The organism is Flavobacterium sp. RNTU_13, from assembly GCF_046614455.1.
Lineage (GTDB): Bacteria > Bacteroidota > Bacteroidia > Flavobacteriales > Flavobacteriaceae > Flavobacterium.
Window position 1 is genome coordinate 107,389 of the sequence record NZ_JBKJHB010000001.1, and the last position, 14,828, is coordinate 122,216.

The window sequence follows — 14,828 nt, forward strand, 5'->3', positions numbered from 1 at the left end:
AAACGCCGCAGACATTATTAAAAAGATATAAGGTATATATTTAAAGTACATAGTTTAGGGTTTAAAGTTGCTTATGGCGCCACGGCTGCGCTGTGTGTTCATTATTTTAAAGTCTTTACTAAAGTCTACCCCAGGCCCTTCAAGGAAGCTACCTTTGTTGTCTGTAAATTTAAAATAATTCTCGGTATAAAACCACTCATTCTTTTGGTCGTAGTATAACTGTTCTGTGGTAAGTTCCTTACCATCTTCAGTATAAATACGTACATTACCACTAAGATCTATTACATCGGTTTCCTCATACACTATAGCATACTTACCGGTAATGTGGGTTTTAGCCCCATTTTTATCATACAGCGTTAAATGAACCCCTTTCGGAAATTCATTAAAACCATATTGCAGCTGTGTGTAGTCTTTCATTAGCGGGCTTACCAGCGTAGAGGCCACCTTGCCCGAATCGGTGTATACCAGGTTAATGTCTTCAGTTTCACCTACCGGATTAAAACCGATACTGTTTATGCGCTGCACCTCCCTGAAATTACTTTCGCACGAAGTAAGCACAACAAACAACACCAGTATTGATGCAATATAAAAAGTACCTTTAAGCATTATTTTAATTTAGGTAGCGTTACGGTTTCGTTAATCCAGCAGCCATAAGTAATTACATCTCCCTTTCCTTTCCTGGCCGCCTTAGCCTCTTTCTTTGTCGGAATCCTTTTTAGGTAGCCCTGCTCCATAGAGGCAACGGTATTTTTAAAGCGCGGCTCTGCTATCTCAGCTTTTTTGAGTGTAGCAATAGCAGCAAACACCAATGCTTTTCGGTCAAATTCAGACAAATCACAATCTTTAGCCGTTAAAGACATATATTGCTCTGCAATAAACAGATACGGCATACCTGATTTTGTATTCGCTTCAGCGGCTTTAAGCGCATATTGTTTAGCTTTAGCCTTATCAGAGTTTCTGTATAATTCGGCAATAGCCATAAAAACATCAGCTTTGCGCACTACATTAGCACTCATTTTTGCCGCGGCTTCGTAGCACTCAACTGTTTTAGCTATGTTGTTTTTCTTTTGATACAACTGTGCCATTTCATACGCAACATCGTACGTAGGCCTTAAGCCATACAAACTGCTTACGGCATTAAAATACAAATCAGTTTTGGTGCAACGAGCATTTTTTAACGCTATTACCATACCGTTTATCCACGCTGCCGACTTAGAGTTTTTCTCGTACTCGCTGCCATAAAAAGCTTCAAGGGATTTACAGTCTACAGACGGAGAAACCTGTTTTGCCATGTTATCTGCAACGGCATCAAGGCTTGACTCGTCGTACTTTGTATCAGCAAGAAACATACTTTCTTCCTGTTCTATTTCCTGTTCTTTTTGTTTCGATAGTAGTTTTGCACGCTTATCTGCCACGTTATTCCTTACTTCGGCAATATGCCCCAGTAAATCCGTGTATTTTTGAAGTAGAGCCTCCGTTGTAAAACCTTTTTCTTTAGCTGAAAATTTTGCGTAATACAACCTGAAATACAACTCAATTGCACGATATTCCTTAAAATTGGCCTTGCTAACACTGTAGGCATGATCCAGCAACGGAAAAATATCCTTATCTGCCGCACCTTGTGAGCTTAACAACATGGCCTTGGCTATTTCACCACTACCGGAAGGATAGTTTTTTACATACAAATCTGTAAACGCCAAGGCCTCTTCTACTGCTTTCTTTTTATCCGCATCAGTTCGGGCGGCCTCAACATTATACAGATACACACGGTTACCGTAGGTATATAAATCTTCGTTTACACGAGGACAGTCTTTTTTCAGTGCAGCAATTTGCCCGGCCGCTTCCTCATATTTACCGGCAAGTACAGCGCTCTTAAATGCACTAATGTTGTCTGCACACTTAGACACCTGAGCCGAAGCCGTGTGCATAAATGCCAGAAACGTAACAAAGAAAACTACCCTATGTAATTTCATATTCTTTATTGTGTTTATTATTCAAACTTCCTCTTAACAAACCACCTATCATTAAGAGAAAAACCTACAAACAGGTTAAAGTAATTCTCCTGGATAAGCCCTGCGTTTTTAGTACCGCGCTTACCGTACTCTAGCCCTAAGTTAAGACTGGTTCCGCCAATACCCGCAAGCGGAAGACCTACACCAAGGCTTACACCCATATCTTTAATAGACTGGTTATTTATAACCATACCGGTAGTTTCGTATCGTAAACCACCCCTATAGGTAACACGGCTAAGGTAGCTTGTAAAAGAATAGAATTTAGGTATATAGTAACCACCTAATGCTATGCGATAACTGTTTTCAAACTTTACATCGGTAACGCCGTCAAACCTGTTTTGAAGCACACTACTGCCTGTGTAGGTATATTCTAAACCTGCAAACCACTTACGCATTTCCCCAAAACCTGCACCGGCAGACATTTTAGACGGCATTTTTACATTTACTGCGTCTAAACGCTTACTGTAAGTATCAGCCGCCTGCTCTACACCCGAAGAAGTCAATATAACAGTAGAAATTTCGCGGTTTGTAACGCTATTTAAGCTTGTTTCAGGCGAAAACACTGCGCTTGCAGTCCATGTATACTTTTTATTTACAAGCTTTTGGTAATAAGCACCAAAGTTAAACGTAACCCCGTTATAATCACTCAGGTTAGTTTCACGCGTATCGTATTGCAGGGCATATTCAGCCATGTTAATACTTACTTTGGACTTTGTTGTAATTTTACCAAAGTAATAATTAAACTCAGCACCAAGTGAAAAACTGCTGGATAAATTATACGAAAACCCACCAAACACTTTGTTAAGACCTCCTGTACCTTCAAAATAGCGATTACGCCTGTAATTATCGGCATAAGGCTCTGTAGTGTTTTGAATCCTGTACCCCACACTGGTGTAAGGCATTAACCCAAACGCCAGACCAAATTTTTTAAAAGGCAGCGCAAGTGCTATGTAATCTACAGAGGTACGGCCTGCTGTAGAATTTTCTGTTTCTGTTTGAAGCTTTGTTTTTGTAGAAGTAGCCCCCACAGCCAGGTTGGCAAATTTAAGCCTTCCGTAGGTAGCAGGATTTTGCAGGTTAAGGTGAATACTATCTGTAAGCACACCTATGCTACCCATACTTCTGTTTTCGGCTGTACCTTTAAACTTAGTATCGCCTAATCCGTAAAAAGAATAAGGCGAAGAGTTATTTTGCTGGGCAAACGCAGATGAGGCACCCACAAAGCATAGTACAGCTAATAATTTCTTTATCATTTTTGGTTTGTATATTTGTATAAATTGTTCAGGCTTTCCAGGAGGAAATTTGAATTGGCAAATATGGTGTTTTTTAAACTTTTAGCCAAAAATTCGGCATCACCTCCCGTTAATATTACTGTTAACGCCCCATAACGTGCTTCATAAACCGATATAAATCCCTCTATTTCAAACAAAAGACCGCAAACTGCGCCCACATGTAAGCTGGCGTTAGTACTGTTACCGATAAAACTTTGGGGCATTTCCGGATATAACAACGGAAGTTTTGCCGTAAAAGTGTGCATGGCATTATATCTTAGCTGCAAACCCGGCGATATGGCGCCACCATGGTATACATTATCTGCCGAAATAAAATCATACGTTACACAGGTTCCGGCATCTATAACAAGCCTGTTTTGGCGGGGAAACTGCAGCACCGCTCCTGCCGCCAGCACCATTCTGTCTACACCAAGTGTGTGCGGCGTGGCATAGTTATTAGTAAACGGCATGGGAGTTTCCCTGTTTATATGCGTTACAACGGTGTGCTCTTTTAGCCATAAAAACAACTGTTCTTCCTCTTTCCCTACTACAGACAGTATACTTTTAGAAATTTTCGGGTACTCAGAAAAAATTTCCGCTACCTGTGTAAGCGCGGTTTCTTTCTCTACCGAAGCCGAAAAGATTTTTACATCGTTCTCAAATACAGCGAGTTTAATTTTTGTATTGCCAATATCTACGGCTAAAAGCATTTTGTGTTTTTTGTAACCGCAAAGATAGCAATTGATTTTTTTTATTTTTTGCTTTGCATAATTTAAAAATCATTCTATATTTGCAGCCGCAATAAGGACGGTACCTTAGCTCAGTTGGTAGAGCAATGGACTGAAAATCCATGTGTCCCTGGTTCGATTCCTGGAGGTACCACAAAATAAACCCCTGATGCCACATTCAGGGGTTTTATTTTAAAAATACCCGAATTGCAAAATTACATACTGGTACCTTAGCTCAGTTGGTAGAGCAATGGACTGAAAATCCATGTGTCCCTGGTTCGATTCCTGGAGGTACCACAAAAAAGCCTTTTACAAAATGTAAAAGGCTTTTTTTTATTGCCATAAAGGCGATAGATATGGCTGTGAATTAATTCATGCATTACGCAACCACAACGGCAGGCATTTAAACAGTAAAGCATACTTAAATTTAAGTTTATACAAAACTGCTTTATTTTTAAACAATTACCACTACCTTTGCAGCCGTTTTAAAGTATCCCGAATAAAATACACGCACTATGAACATGAAAAAGATTGTTGAGTACCGCAAGCTGCTTAACGTTACTAAAACAGCTACCCTTAAAGAGCTGAAAACCATATACCGCAACAGCATGAAGGACCATCACCCGGATACCATTACTGACGATGCGGAAAGGCAGGCTGCCGAAGAAAGGAGTACCGCTATTATAGAAGCATACCACTTTTTAGTAAGTATAGCCCCTGAAACACTTGAAAAAACAAAAGCCGAATACATAGCCACTACAACCACGCAGGCCATACAGGAATTTTACTACGACAACAGTGTGCTATACATTAACTTTGCCGATGGCACTAACTACGAATACTTTGGGGTACCTAAGGCTACTTTTATAAAAATGATTAATGCGGATTCTCCGGCGCGTTTTGCACGACGTAATATACACGGTGCGTTTCTGTACCGCAGTGCCAGCAAAATTGTATCTGAAAGCTAAAACTTAGCCTCTATAAACAAAGAGCCCGCCATACAGCGGGCTCTTTGTTTTTTACACTAAACTCCTAAACGCCAACTATAATATACAAATAAAAAACAGTTCAATCTATGTTTTCGGTCATGTTTTTTACTGTGATTTCTGCAGAACTTTACTATAGAAATTAAAACAAACATTATGAAACACAGAGTATCGGTAATGCAGATAATGACTCCAAAACCTGTAGTACTAAATAAGAAAGATTCACTTGAAGAAGCAGAGAAACTGTTTAAAAAGCACAACATACGCCACATTCCAGTAGTAGACGGCAAAAAAATAATCGGCATGCTTAGCCTTACCGACCTGCTCCGCATAAGCTACGCCGATGTAGCCATGGAAGACAACGACGAAAGCGGCGTGGAAGCGGTGGTATACAATATGTTTACCATTCCGCAGGTAATGACCCGCACACCTATGACGGTGGATGTAAAAACAACTATAAGGGAAGTAGCTGAGATATTGGCGAGGGAGAACTTCCACGCACTGCCGGTAACGGAAAATGATGAACTGGTAGGCATTGTTACCACCACAGACCTTATTAACTACCTGTTACTGCAATTCTATTAGAATATTAACCCAAATTAATACGCACTATTTATTCAACCAGAAAAAATCCTCCGACAAGCCCAGGCCCCGGAGGATTTTTGATTCTGTAATTTTCCGAAAAACAATAGAATTATATTTCACCGGACAGGAAAATACTCTCCCGTGCACCGCTGTTTTTTAACAGCACAAAATGCGAACGTATAGCAGCATAAAACGGGTAAGACGTGTAAGGAAGTCCATTTTCACGGGCATATCGTTTTATAATCGGTGTAATGTATGGATAGTATGTGTGCCCCACCCCAGGAAATAAATGGTGCGCTACATGATGGGTAAACCCTCCGTATAAAAAATTAGCAACAACGCTATCCGTACTAAAGTCTTTTGTTACCGTAAGCTGATGTACCGCCCAAGTGGTAGGCATTTTACCGTCTTGCGGTGCTTCAGGAAATACCGCTTCCTCATCTACATGTGTGCTAACTAAAGCTACTACTCCCAGCATACTACCGCAAAGGTGCATGGCAATCCATGCAAAAAATATCATGTACCACGGCTGATGCAGTACCTGGGCGGGTAAAACCACCATATACAATATATTAACCACCTTAGTGATAAATAAGCGATAATATTCCACTCGCGGTATATCAGCAATACGTTTTACATAATTATCCCTGGTGCCAAAGAAATCTTTAAAATCTCTTACAAACAACCAGTTTAAGCTATACAACGGATACAGGAACCACATATATATGTGCTGATACTTATGAAAATTCAGCAATGGGCTCGTAGGGAATATCCGCACCAGGTCGCTTTGCTTAATGTCTATATCCCAGTCCGGTATATTACTGTATGGATGGTGCAGGCGTATATGGCGGGTAATCCAAAGCCAGCGGTTACTACCAAAAACTTCGAGCACCCATGTAAAACGGTCGTTGTTTTTTGGCGATTTAAAAAGTGCTCCGTGCGCGGCATCATGAAATGCATTTATAAAAAGTACTATCATGGTAAAACCACACAAAATATAAAACAGGAATAGCAGCGGTGTGTTGTTACCAAAAAGCAGGATGCAAAAATAAAAAGTAAAATAAGCCACGAGAAGCCCTAAAGATTTGGCAACATTTTTACGATACAGGCTTTCGTTTTTTAGAACAGTTTCTTCAACCTCGCGATGCAGTCTTTTGAAAAAATCATCTGCACCCGGCCTTTGAAAAGTGGGTCGTTTACGTTTTTCCATGTGGTGATAATGTGATTGATGCACTACAAAATTAACCAAAATTGCAGTGTACAAATATCAGTTTAGGTTTGTTTTAACACGAAATACCCTAAACTTTTATATTTATTAATAAGATGTTAATTGTTGGTCTTAGAAATTGGTTTTACACGACCATTAATAGGGTAAGGTTATTTTGTATGTTACCTTTGCGGGAATGAAATTTCGTACCATGTTAAGTAACATAAGCATACACCATGCCTCGTAAACTCATAAAACGAACGTACCGCACTACACGCTATATCCTATACCGGGAAACCCTTGTAGATGCCCGCGAACATTTCTGGGCATTTGTTGGCTCCTTCGTAGGGCTTGGCATCATAGCCTACCTGCAATACGGTAGTAACCTTAACCAAAACGATCTCGTATTTTTAATCGGTTCCTTTGGGGCTTCCTGTGTACTGGTGTATGGCGTTATAGAAAGCCCGCTGGCACAACCTCGCAACCTTATTGGCGGGCACCTGGTTTCTGCCGTAATAGGTGTTTCTGTCCAAAAACTACTGCCCGACCTACTATGGGTTGCTGCACCATTAGCCGTTTCACTTTCCATTATAGCCATGCAAATAACTAAAACCCTGCATCCGCCGGGTGGTGCCACGGCGTTAATTGCCGCTACGGCCTCGCCCCAAATACGTAGCCTTGGGTACATGTATGTACTTTCACCGGTGCTTTCGGGCTGCCTTATCCTGCTTGTGGTAGCATTGATATTTAACAACCTTACACCAATGAGAAAATACCCTTCTGCTGCGGCACGGAAACGCTATGCACATATTATAAAACGTATTAAGCAAACCAACCGATAAACATATTTTGCCATGAACGAACTAAAATATGAAACCAGCCCCTACCTGCTACAGCACGCAGAAAACCCCATATACTGGAAGGCATGGAAGCCCGAAACGCTGCAACAGGCTGTTACAGAAAACAAACTCATAGTACTGAGTGTAGGATACTCGGCATGCCACTGGTGCCACGTTATGGAGCATGAAAGTTTTGAAGACCATGAGGTAGCGGCACTAATGAACGCGCATTACGTTTCTGTTAAGGTAGACCGCGAGGAACGCCCCGATGTAGATGCTACCTATATGAAGGCTGTACAGATTATGACGGGGCAGGGCGGCTGGCCCATGAACGTAGTATTGCTGCCCGATGGCAGGCCGGTATGGGGCGGTACTTATTTTAGGAAACAGCAGTGGATGGAAACACTGGACCAACTCCAGCAAATGTACCGTGATGAACCCGAAAAAATGGAAGATTATGCCACACGGCTTCTAGAAGGCATAAAACAGTTATCGCTGCTTCCGCCTAATGAAGAGGAGGGGATAAAAGATCCGTTGCACATAAAACCGTTGGTAGAAAAATGGTCGCGGAGTTTTGACTGGGATTATGGTGGCTACGCCCGTGCTCCCAAGTTTATGATGCCAAACAACTACCTGTTCCTGCAACGCTACGGATATCAAACCCAAAGCAAAGACTTGTTAGATTTTGTAGACCTTACCCTTACCCGCATGGCTTGGGGAGGTTTGTTTGATACTTTAGGCGGAGGCTTTTCGCGCTACTCTGTAGACATGCACTGGCACGTGCCGCATTTTGAAAAAATGCTGTACGATAACGGCCAGCTGATGAGCTTATATGCCGAAGCCTATAAACGCACCAAAAATCCGCTATACAAGGAAGTGATTGATAAAACACATTTCTTTATAAAAACAGAACTTACTACCCCCGAGGGCGCTTTTTATAGCGCCTGGGACGCCGATAGCCTTAACAGTATCGGGCACAAAGAGGAAGGTGCGTTTTATACCTGGGAAAAAGAGGAGTTAAAATCCATATTGGGGGATGATTTCCCGTTGTTTGAAAAGGTATTTAATATTAATGAGTTTGGCTTTTGGGAGAAGAACCAATATGTATTAATACAAACCGAACCGTTAGAAGCACTTTCCGTTACTTTAGATATAACCGAAGACGTATTACGCCGAAAGAAAGAACAATGGGAACAGCTTTTATACAAGGAGCGCGAAAAGCGCCACAAACCCGGGCTTGACGACAAGGTGCTTACATCCTGGAACGCATTGATGCTGAAAGGCTATGCAGATGCGTATAAAGCCACAGGTGAAAAAGTGTATGTAGACGCAGCCATAAAAAATGCATCGTTTATAACCAGCAGGCTTTGGCATGAAAACGGGCATCTTTGGCGCACCTATAAAAATGGTGAAGCCCGCATACATGCCTTCCTGGAAGACTACGCCCATACGGCAAATTCGCTTATAAGTCTATACCAATGTACGTTTGATGAGCAATGGCTTAACCAGGCATGCCAACTGGTAAACTATGCCTTAGAACATTTCTTTGACGAAAACAGGCAGCTGTTCCTGTTTAATCCTCGTGGACAGGAGACGCTGATCGCTGCACACTACGAAACGGAGGATAATGTAATACCTGCAGCAAACTCGGTTATGGCAAATGTACTATACACCCTGAGTTTGTATTATGATAATGCCTATTACGAGAAAGTAGCATTGCAAATGCTTTATAACGTACTTCCCGGCATAGATTATCCGTCTGCGTTTAGCAACTGGCTGAACCTGTGGCTAAGCCTTTCGGCAGATAACAAAGAACTTGCCATTTGCGGCCCAGACGCCCATGAAAACGTGCAAGAAATAAACCGGCTGTATGCACCACATGTTTTGATTGCCGCAACAGAGAAACCGTCGGGACTGCCTTTACTAAAAAATCGTTTTGATAATACGCAGAATCTATTTTATGTTTGCCAAAACAAAACCTGCGGACTGCCGTTTACAAAAGCAGATGAAACTATTAATGCCATTACAATAAAATAATTATGCCGCAAACCGTAACTACTAATCCTACATCGGTATTTAGCAAGGAAAAGATAGACCACTATGTAGAAATCCTTGGCGATAAAATTGTGGGGTTTATACCCAGCATATTACTGGCCATAGGTATTCTAATAGCCGGGCTTATAGCCATAAAGTTTATCAGGAAATTTATAACCCGTATTATTACCGCAAGGCCAGACCACGACCCTACCCTGCTGAAATTTATACTGGATGTAAGCACATGGGCGTTACGGATACTCCTTTTTGTAACCATAATAGATAAGCTGGGTGTAGGCACCACTTCGTTTGCAGCCATTATAGGAGCCGGTGCGGTAGCTATAGGTTTGTCTTTACAAGGCTCACTTTCTAACTTTGCGGGTGGGTTGCTTATAATATTATTTAAACCGTTTAGGGTAGGCGACTACATAGAGGCACAAGGACAGGGTGGCACTGTAAGCAGCATACAAATTTTTAGTACCAGGCTTATAACATCAAACAACCAGGTGGTATACCTGCCAAACGGCACACTGAGCAACAATACTATTAAGAACTTTTCGCAGGAGCCGCTACGCCGTGCCGAAATATTGCTGAACATAGCTTACAGTAACGACCTTTCGCATGTAAAAAATGTAATCTTTAAAGCTATCAAGGCAGATGAGAAGGTATTACAGCAGCCCAAGCCCGCGGTAGAGATAAAAGCGCTTACCGATAGTGCCATCCAGGTAGGGATATATATATGGGCCGAACGTGCAAAATACGGCGCTATGGTATCTGACTTTCATGAGAACATAAAAGATGCCTTTGAGCAAAACGGTGTAGAATTACCTACAAGCCATCAGGATGTGAGCATTACTTATACTAATAAAAATCCTGAGACAAAATAAATTTTATAAAAAAACGTTTTAGAGGCAATTATTGTGTTAATTTTTTCTTATCGCACTATAATTAGAATACTTTTGCCAATAAACTATTAACTATCACATCAGTTTACCACAAATAATGAAAAATTTAAAACTAACTTTTACCGCCGCAGTGCTTTGCGCTTCTGCAGCAGCATTTGCCCAGTCTGTAAATACATCACCGTTTACCGCAGGTGGCAGGCAGGTGCTAAACATTAACAGCAAACCGGCATCAGTAGCCGGTAGCATGTATACCAGCGAGAGCTTTTTGCCGGGTAAAATAAGTACAGATCCGAGTACGCTGCTACTGCGTTATAACGCGTATTCAGATTATTTTGAAATCGACTACCCACAGGAAGGCACTACAAGGTCATTACCAAAAAAAGAAGGGGTTAGTGTAACGTTTGTTTCTACGGGCGAAGAGTACCAGTATGTAACTTACCACAAAAACCGCGATGAGATTACAGGGTATTTAAACGTAATAAGTGCTGAGCCAAAAGTAAAAATATTTAAACGTGAAAGGGTTTATCTGCAGGAAGGCAGTAAATCAGAAAACGGGTATTCGCTTAACAAGCCTTCGGAATACAAAAGGGCTTCAGATGAGTTTTACATACAAATAAACGGCGGAGACATTGTTTATTTTTCAAGTAAAAGCGCCCTGGCCAAACTTGTACCTCAAAAAAGCAAAGAGGTAAAAGAATTCATCAGCAAGAACGATATTGACCTGGAAAAACCGGAAGACCTTAAAAAACTGGGTACATTTTTATCTACCCAGCTGTAGGCTTACCGGCTATAAAATCCTTTAGGTAAAAAGGTTCAAAATAAGCGACATCTACGGTGTCGCTTATTTTGTATTTATCATAAGACAAAGCACTCATATAAGCCGCCGATGGATACAGCACCTCACTGTGGTGTACTATTTTACCTTCAGGCAAAACACCTACACATTTGGCCGCACCGTCTCCCGCGATATGAATAGTACCGTCTATGTCACTAAATGAATCTTCTGTTATTACCTCTGCCTTTGTAATGCGTAAACGGTTGTATTGGTTATCAAAAACAGCAGTATAGGCTTCCATTCTGCGGGCATCTATCAAGGGTATTATTACACCGCTATCCACGGTTACAGACCGCGCTATAAGCTCCAGCGTATCTATGGCTATAAGCGGAATACCCAGCGCATAGCAAAGCCCTTTAGCTGCCGAAACCCCAATACGCAACCCTGTGTATGATCCTGGCCCCATACTTACTGCCACCGCAGAAAGGTCAGACAAAGCAAGACCCGCCTCCCTTACAGCTTCCTGTATAAAAACGTGCAACTTTTCTGCGTGGGCATACCCTTCGCCCGCATATTCTTTAAGCGCTTTTGTTTCTCCGTTTATCGCTACCGATACGGAACAGTTTTTGGTGGCGGTTTCTATGTTTAAAATGGCAACCATACTTGGTATTAGTTATTTATCTTTCGGCTTATCTGCGGGTGCTGTCGCCTTTTTGACTTTATCGCCGCTGGTAAGATCGTTTGTAACGGTATTATAAGGCCCTGTAATTACTACATCGCCGGATTTAAGACCAGACAACACCTCTATATTAGTATCGTCTTGTATGCCCGTTTTTATTACGCGAAGTTCGGCTTTATCGCCGTTCTTTACAAATACACACTCAAATCTTTCTTTCTTTTTACCGCCTTCTTTTTCTTTCTCTTTATCCTCCAGCTCTTTTACCACATCTTTTTTGGTAGCTGTAGTATCTGTTTTTACCACTACAGCACTAATAGGTACAGCTATGATATCATTTTTCCTTGTTGTGATAATATCAACCGTAGCCGTCATACCCGGGCGGAAGGGCGAAAAATTAGCCGGCTTACCCTGTAGCATATCTTCATACGATTCTTTAAGAATACGCACCTTTACCTTAAAGTTAGTAACCTGGTCTGCCGTTGTTGCAGCGGCTGAGTTAGATATACTGGTTACCGTACCTTTAAATTTACGCTTTTGGTAGGCATCTACCTCTATTTCTGCCTCGTTACCTATCTGCACCTTTACAATGTCGTTTTCATTAACATCTACCTCTACCTCCATGTTGTTAAGGTTAGCCACACGAAGAATTTCGGTACCCGTCATTTGCTGTGTACCTACTACCCTTTCGCCAAGCTCGGTATCAAGTTTAGAAATTGTTCCGTCTACCGGAGAGTAAATGGTGGTACGGTTAAGGTTGTCCTTAGCCTCGGTAACGCTGGCACCGGCACTCTGAACCTGGTAGTAAGACGATTGTTTAGCCGCCTGAGCTACTTCGTAAGCCGAAACAATTTTATCCCATTCTGATTTAGAAATTACTCCTTTATCAAATAATGTTTTGTTTCTATTGTAGTTTGCCTTAGCCTCCTTAAGCTGTGCTTCGGCCTGGTTAAGACCCGCCTTTGCAGTAGCCATAGATGCCGAGGTACGGCTTACTCCTGACTCGTATAAGTCTGGGTTTATACGCACCAGCAACTGGCCTTTTTTAATGGCCTGGCCTTCCTTTATAGGAAGCTCTATGATTTCGCCCGATACCTCAGACGATATTTTAACCTCTACTTCGGGTTGTATTTTACCGGTAGCCGATACGGTTTCGGTAATGGTAGTAGGCTTTACAGTAGTAAAGGTAACTTCTTTACCCTCTTCCTTATTCCCTATTTTACCTGTTTTCTTTAATGCTAAAACCGCTACTATGGCTACAACAACCACAATTACAATTATGTAAATAGACTTTTTTGACATGAGTTCTGTTTATTTATCTGAAATTTGGCTAATCGGTACTCCGAAATAAAATTCTAGGATTTTTACTTTAAATATGAAATCGTACTTGGTACGTAGTAGTTCGCTTTGTGCGTTTACAAACTGGGTTTGAGCCTGGTTATAATCAAATACGTTGATTAAACCCACTTCATAACGCTCGCGGGCGTATTCTTTGGCCTGTTCGCGCGCAGTAACGGTAGCTTTTGCTGCTTCGTACGTATTTAAAGCGCCCTGAGCATCAGTATAGGCTTTGTAAACGTTTTGCTCTAGTGTAAGCTCTTGCTGCTGCAACGTAATACGGCTACGCTCCAGTGCAATTTTTGCGCGCTCTACGCTGTTGCGCGTAGAAAAACCATTAAGTATGGGCACGCTTAACGACACCCCGAATGAATGACCTTTATTAGCATCAAACTGATCCCATATAGGTGCATGCTTACTCAGCAAAGGCACGTAGTTTGGCGCCAGCACCAGCTGGTTAGTACCCTCTACAAAACCTACTGTGGTATTTGGCACTACGGTACTCTGCTGATACCCCACCACCCTGTCTGAATAAGCGGCACGGGTATTGAAACTGTAGAAACCCTGCAAGGTAGGCTGATAAGCTCCCTTGGCTATCTTCACGTCTTTTTCGGCTACAGATACATTTTGCTTTGCAATTTTTATCTCGGTACGCTGCTCGCGCGCTTTGCTGTAAATCTCTAAAGCAGTTTTAAATAGTACGCCGGTATTATCTGTAGGATAATCACGATCTTCTGTATCAAAATCCTGGAAATTTTCCAGCTGCATTAACTGCGCCAGGGTAAGTTTAGAAATAAGCAAGGTGTTTTCGGCGGCAATTTTATTTTGCGTATCAGTGGCTACAGTAGCCTTAATATCCAGCAGGTCGCCTTTAGGAACTGAACCCGCCTCTACCAATTGCGAAATACGATCCATCCGCTGGTTGTCATACGCCAGTTGTTGCTCCTGTACTTTCAGGTTTTCTTTATTAAATAAAATCTGCAGATAAGAATTCGCCACGTTAAGCGCTATATCCTCCTGCATTTTTGTAAGCTGATACTGTGCGGCTACAGCAGCAAGCCTTGCGCGGCTAAAACGATGCTGGCGTTGCAGTCCACTGTAAATATCTATACCCACATTACCCCCAAGTGAGGTAAACTGCACGGTTTGGTTTTCAAGTAAACCGGTGGTTATATTTTGGTTAAGACCAATATTCCATGAGTGCGACCCCTGCGCGTTTATAGTAGGCAGGAAGCCTCCAAATGCATCGCTCTTAGCCACCTCTGCCGTAGCCACATCGAGACCGGAGAGCTTTATGGAAATGTTATTTTTAAGTGCATAATCCACGCACTCCTTAAGGCTCCATTTTTTTTGCTGCGCCAAGGCGGGCAGCATGCAAAAAGCAAGCCCTACGCTTAAGATAATTCTTTTTGTGTTTTTCATAATTGGTAACCCCTGCAATGTCAGTGTTAGTAGGCAGTGTACACCCGGGT

The 14,828-nt window shown here is 41.9% G+C and carries 14 protein-coding genes and 2 tRNA genes; 8 read left to right on the plus strand and 8 right to left on the minus strand.

Features of this window, described 5'->3' with window-relative positions; all coding sequences use genetic code 11:
- Positions 1-54: 54 nt before the first annotated feature.
- Genes lptC through ACLI08_RS00480 form a run of 4 tightly spaced genes read right to left on the minus strand, consistent with a single transcriptional unit; the run spans position 55 to position 3,993 of the window.
- Complete coding sequence (gene lptC / locus ACLI08_RS00465; protein WP_411426489.1) at positions 55-606, minus strand: LPS export ABC transporter periplasmic protein LptC; 552 nt, start codon at positions 604-606, stop codon at positions 55-57.
- A complete protein-coding gene (locus ACLI08_RS00470; protein WP_411426490.1) occupies positions 606-1,973 on the minus strand; it encodes a tetratricopeptide repeat protein in 1,368 nt (455 codons plus the stop codon). The genes lptC and ACLI08_RS00470 overlap by 1 nt, the downstream gene beginning before the upstream one ends.
- A 17-nt stretch (positions 1,974-1,990) precedes the next feature.
- Positions 1,991-3,265, minus strand: a complete 1,275-nt coding sequence (locus ACLI08_RS00475) for a hypothetical protein (RefSeq protein WP_411426491.1) — start codon at positions 3,263-3,265, stop codon at positions 1,991-1,993.
- On the minus strand, positions 3,262-3,993 hold the full coding sequence (locus ACLI08_RS00480) for a type III pantothenate kinase (RefSeq protein WP_411426492.1): 732 nt from the start codon (positions 3,991-3,993) through the stop codon (positions 3,262-3,264). Before ACLI08_RS00480 ends, ACLI08_RS00475 begins: the two co-directional genes overlap by 4 nt.
- A gap of 99 nt (positions 3,994-4,092) precedes the next feature.
- On the opposite strand from ACLI08_RS00480, the gene ACLI08_RS00485 reads away from it, so the two are divergent.
- The 4 genes from ACLI08_RS00485 to ACLI08_RS00500 all read left to right on the plus strand — a co-directional run bounded on the left by ACLI08_RS00485 (position 4,093) and on the right by ACLI08_RS00500 (position 5,582).
- Positions 4,093-4,165, plus strand: a tRNA-Phe gene (locus tag ACLI08_RS00485).
- A 70-nt stretch (positions 4,166-4,235) separates the two neighbouring features.
- Positions 4,236-4,308, plus strand: a tRNA-Phe gene (locus tag ACLI08_RS00490).
- Positions 4,309-4,532: 224 nt separating this feature from the next.
- Positions 4,533-4,979: a KTSC domain-containing protein gene (locus ACLI08_RS00495; protein ID WP_411426493.1), complete on the plus strand. Its 447-nt coding sequence runs from the start codon at positions 4,533-4,535 to the stop codon at positions 4,977-4,979.
- Positions 4,980-5,153: 174 nt separating this feature from the next.
- Complete coding sequence (locus ACLI08_RS00500) at positions 5,154-5,582, plus strand: CBS domain-containing protein (RefSeq protein WP_411426494.1); 429 nt, start codon at positions 5,154-5,156, stop codon at positions 5,580-5,582.
- Between the two features lie 109 nt (positions 5,583-5,691).
- Here ACLI08_RS00500 and ACLI08_RS00505 read toward each other — a convergent pair whose 3' ends face one another.
- Positions 5,692-6,792, minus strand: coding sequence for a fatty acid desaturase family protein (locus ACLI08_RS00505; protein ID WP_411426495.1), 1,101 nt, complete (start codon positions 6,790-6,792; stop codon positions 5,692-5,694).
- Between the two features lie 233 nt (positions 6,793-7,025).
- Here ACLI08_RS00505 and ACLI08_RS00510 point away from each other — a divergent pair, with 233 nt between their 5' ends.
- The 4 genes from ACLI08_RS00510 to ACLI08_RS00525 all read left to right on the plus strand — a co-directional run bounded on the left by ACLI08_RS00510 (position 7,026) and on the right by ACLI08_RS00525 (position 11,345).
- The gene (locus tag ACLI08_RS00510) at positions 7,026-7,631 is read left to right on the plus strand and encodes an HPP family protein (RefSeq protein ID WP_411426496.1); all 606 of its coding nucleotides are present in this window, start codon (positions 7,026-7,028) and stop codon (positions 7,629-7,631) included.
- 12 nt (positions 7,632-7,643) lie between these two features.
- Positions 7,644-9,665: a thioredoxin domain-containing protein gene (locus ACLI08_RS00515; RefSeq protein WP_411426497.1), complete on the plus strand. Its 2,022-nt coding sequence runs from the start codon at positions 7,644-7,646 to the stop codon at positions 9,663-9,665.
- A 2-nt stretch (positions 9,666-9,667) separates the two neighbouring features.
- Positions 9,668-10,549 (plus strand): mechanosensitive ion channel family protein, encoded by an 882-nt coding sequence (locus tag ACLI08_RS00520; protein WP_411426498.1) that lies wholly within the window; start codon positions 9,668-9,670, stop codon positions 10,547-10,549.
- A 115-nt stretch (positions 10,550-10,664) separates the two neighbouring features.
- The gene (locus tag ACLI08_RS00525; protein WP_411426499.1) at positions 10,665-11,345 is read left to right on the plus strand and encodes a hypothetical protein; all 681 of its coding nucleotides are present in this window, start codon (positions 10,665-10,667) and stop codon (positions 11,343-11,345) included.
- Here ACLI08_RS00525 and tsaB read toward each other — a convergent pair.
- The 3 genes from tsaB to ACLI08_RS00540 are packed head-to-tail and all read right to left on the minus strand — an operon-like array spanning position 11,332 to position 14,778.
- Complete coding sequence (tsaB, locus tag ACLI08_RS00530; protein WP_411426500.1) at positions 11,332-12,003, minus strand: tRNA (adenosine(37)-N6)-threonylcarbamoyltransferase complex dimerization subunit type 1 TsaB; 672 nt, start codon at positions 12,001-12,003, stop codon at positions 11,332-11,334. The two genes, ACLI08_RS00525 and tsaB, sit on opposite strands and share 14 nt — an antisense overlap.
- A 12-nt stretch (positions 12,004-12,015) precedes the next feature.
- Entirely contained in the window at positions 12,016-13,320 is a 1,305-nt protein-coding gene (locus ACLI08_RS00535; RefSeq protein ID WP_411426501.1) for an efflux RND transporter periplasmic adaptor subunit, read from the minus strand.
- Between the two features lie 9 nt (positions 13,321-13,329).
- Positions 13,330-14,778, minus strand: coding sequence for a TolC family protein (locus ACLI08_RS00540; RefSeq protein ID WP_411426502.1), 1,449 nt, complete (start codon positions 14,776-14,778; stop codon positions 13,330-13,332).
- Positions 14,779-14,828 lie beyond the last annotated feature (50 nt).

What these genes read in the sequence shown, in the direction of transcription:
- lptC (WP_411426489.1), bottom strand. Translation starts at nt 606, where the DNA reads ATGCTTAAAGGTACTTTTTATATTGCATCAATACTGGTGTTGTTTGTT.
- ACLI08_RS00470 (WP_411426490.1), bottom strand. Translation starts at nt 1,973, where the DNA reads ATGAAATTACATAGGGTAGTTTTCTTTGTTACGTTTCTGGCATTTATG.
- ACLI08_RS00475 (WP_411426491.1), bottom strand. Translation starts at nt 3,265, where the DNA reads ATGATAAAGAAATTATTAGCTGTACTATGCTTTGTGGGTGCCTCATCT.
- ACLI08_RS00480 (WP_411426492.1), bottom strand. Translation starts at nt 3,993, where the DNA reads ATGCTTTTAGCCGTAGATATTGGCAATACAAAAATTAAACTCGCTGTA.
- ACLI08_RS00495 (WP_411426493.1), top strand. Translation starts at nt 4,533, where the DNA reads ATGAAAAAGATTGTTGAGTACCGCAAGCTGCTTAACGTTACTAAAACA.
- ACLI08_RS00500 (WP_411426494.1), top strand. Translation starts at nt 5,154, where the DNA reads ATGAAACACAGAGTATCGGTAATGCAGATAATGACTCCAAAACCTGTA.
- ACLI08_RS00505 (WP_411426495.1), bottom strand. Translation starts at nt 6,792, where the DNA reads ATGGAAAAACGTAAACGACCCACTTTTCAAAGGCCGGGTGCAGATGAT.
- ACLI08_RS00510 (WP_411426496.1), top strand. Translation starts at nt 7,026, where the DNA reads ATGCCTCGTAAACTCATAAAACGAACGTACCGCACTACACGCTATATC.
- ACLI08_RS00515 (WP_411426497.1), top strand. Translation starts at nt 7,644, where the DNA reads ATGAACGAACTAAAATATGAAACCAGCCCCTACCTGCTACAGCACGCA.
- ACLI08_RS00520 (WP_411426498.1), top strand. Translation starts at nt 9,668, where the DNA reads ATGCCGCAAACCGTAACTACTAATCCTACATCGGTATTTAGCAAGGAA.
- ACLI08_RS00525 (WP_411426499.1), top strand. Translation starts at nt 10,665, where the DNA reads ATGAAAAATTTAAAACTAACTTTTACCGCCGCAGTGCTTTGCGCTTCT.
- tsaB (WP_411426500.1), bottom strand. Translation starts at nt 12,003, where the DNA reads ATGGTTGCCATTTTAAACATAGAAACCGCCACCAAAAACTGTTCCGTA.
- ACLI08_RS00535 (WP_411426501.1), bottom strand. Translation starts at nt 13,320, where the DNA reads ATGTCAAAAAAGTCTATTTACATAATTGTAATTGTGGTTGTTGTAGCC.
- ACLI08_RS00540 (WP_411426502.1), bottom strand. Translation starts at nt 14,778, where the DNA reads ATGAAAAACACAAAAAGAATTATCTTAAGCGTAGGGCTTGCTTTTTGC.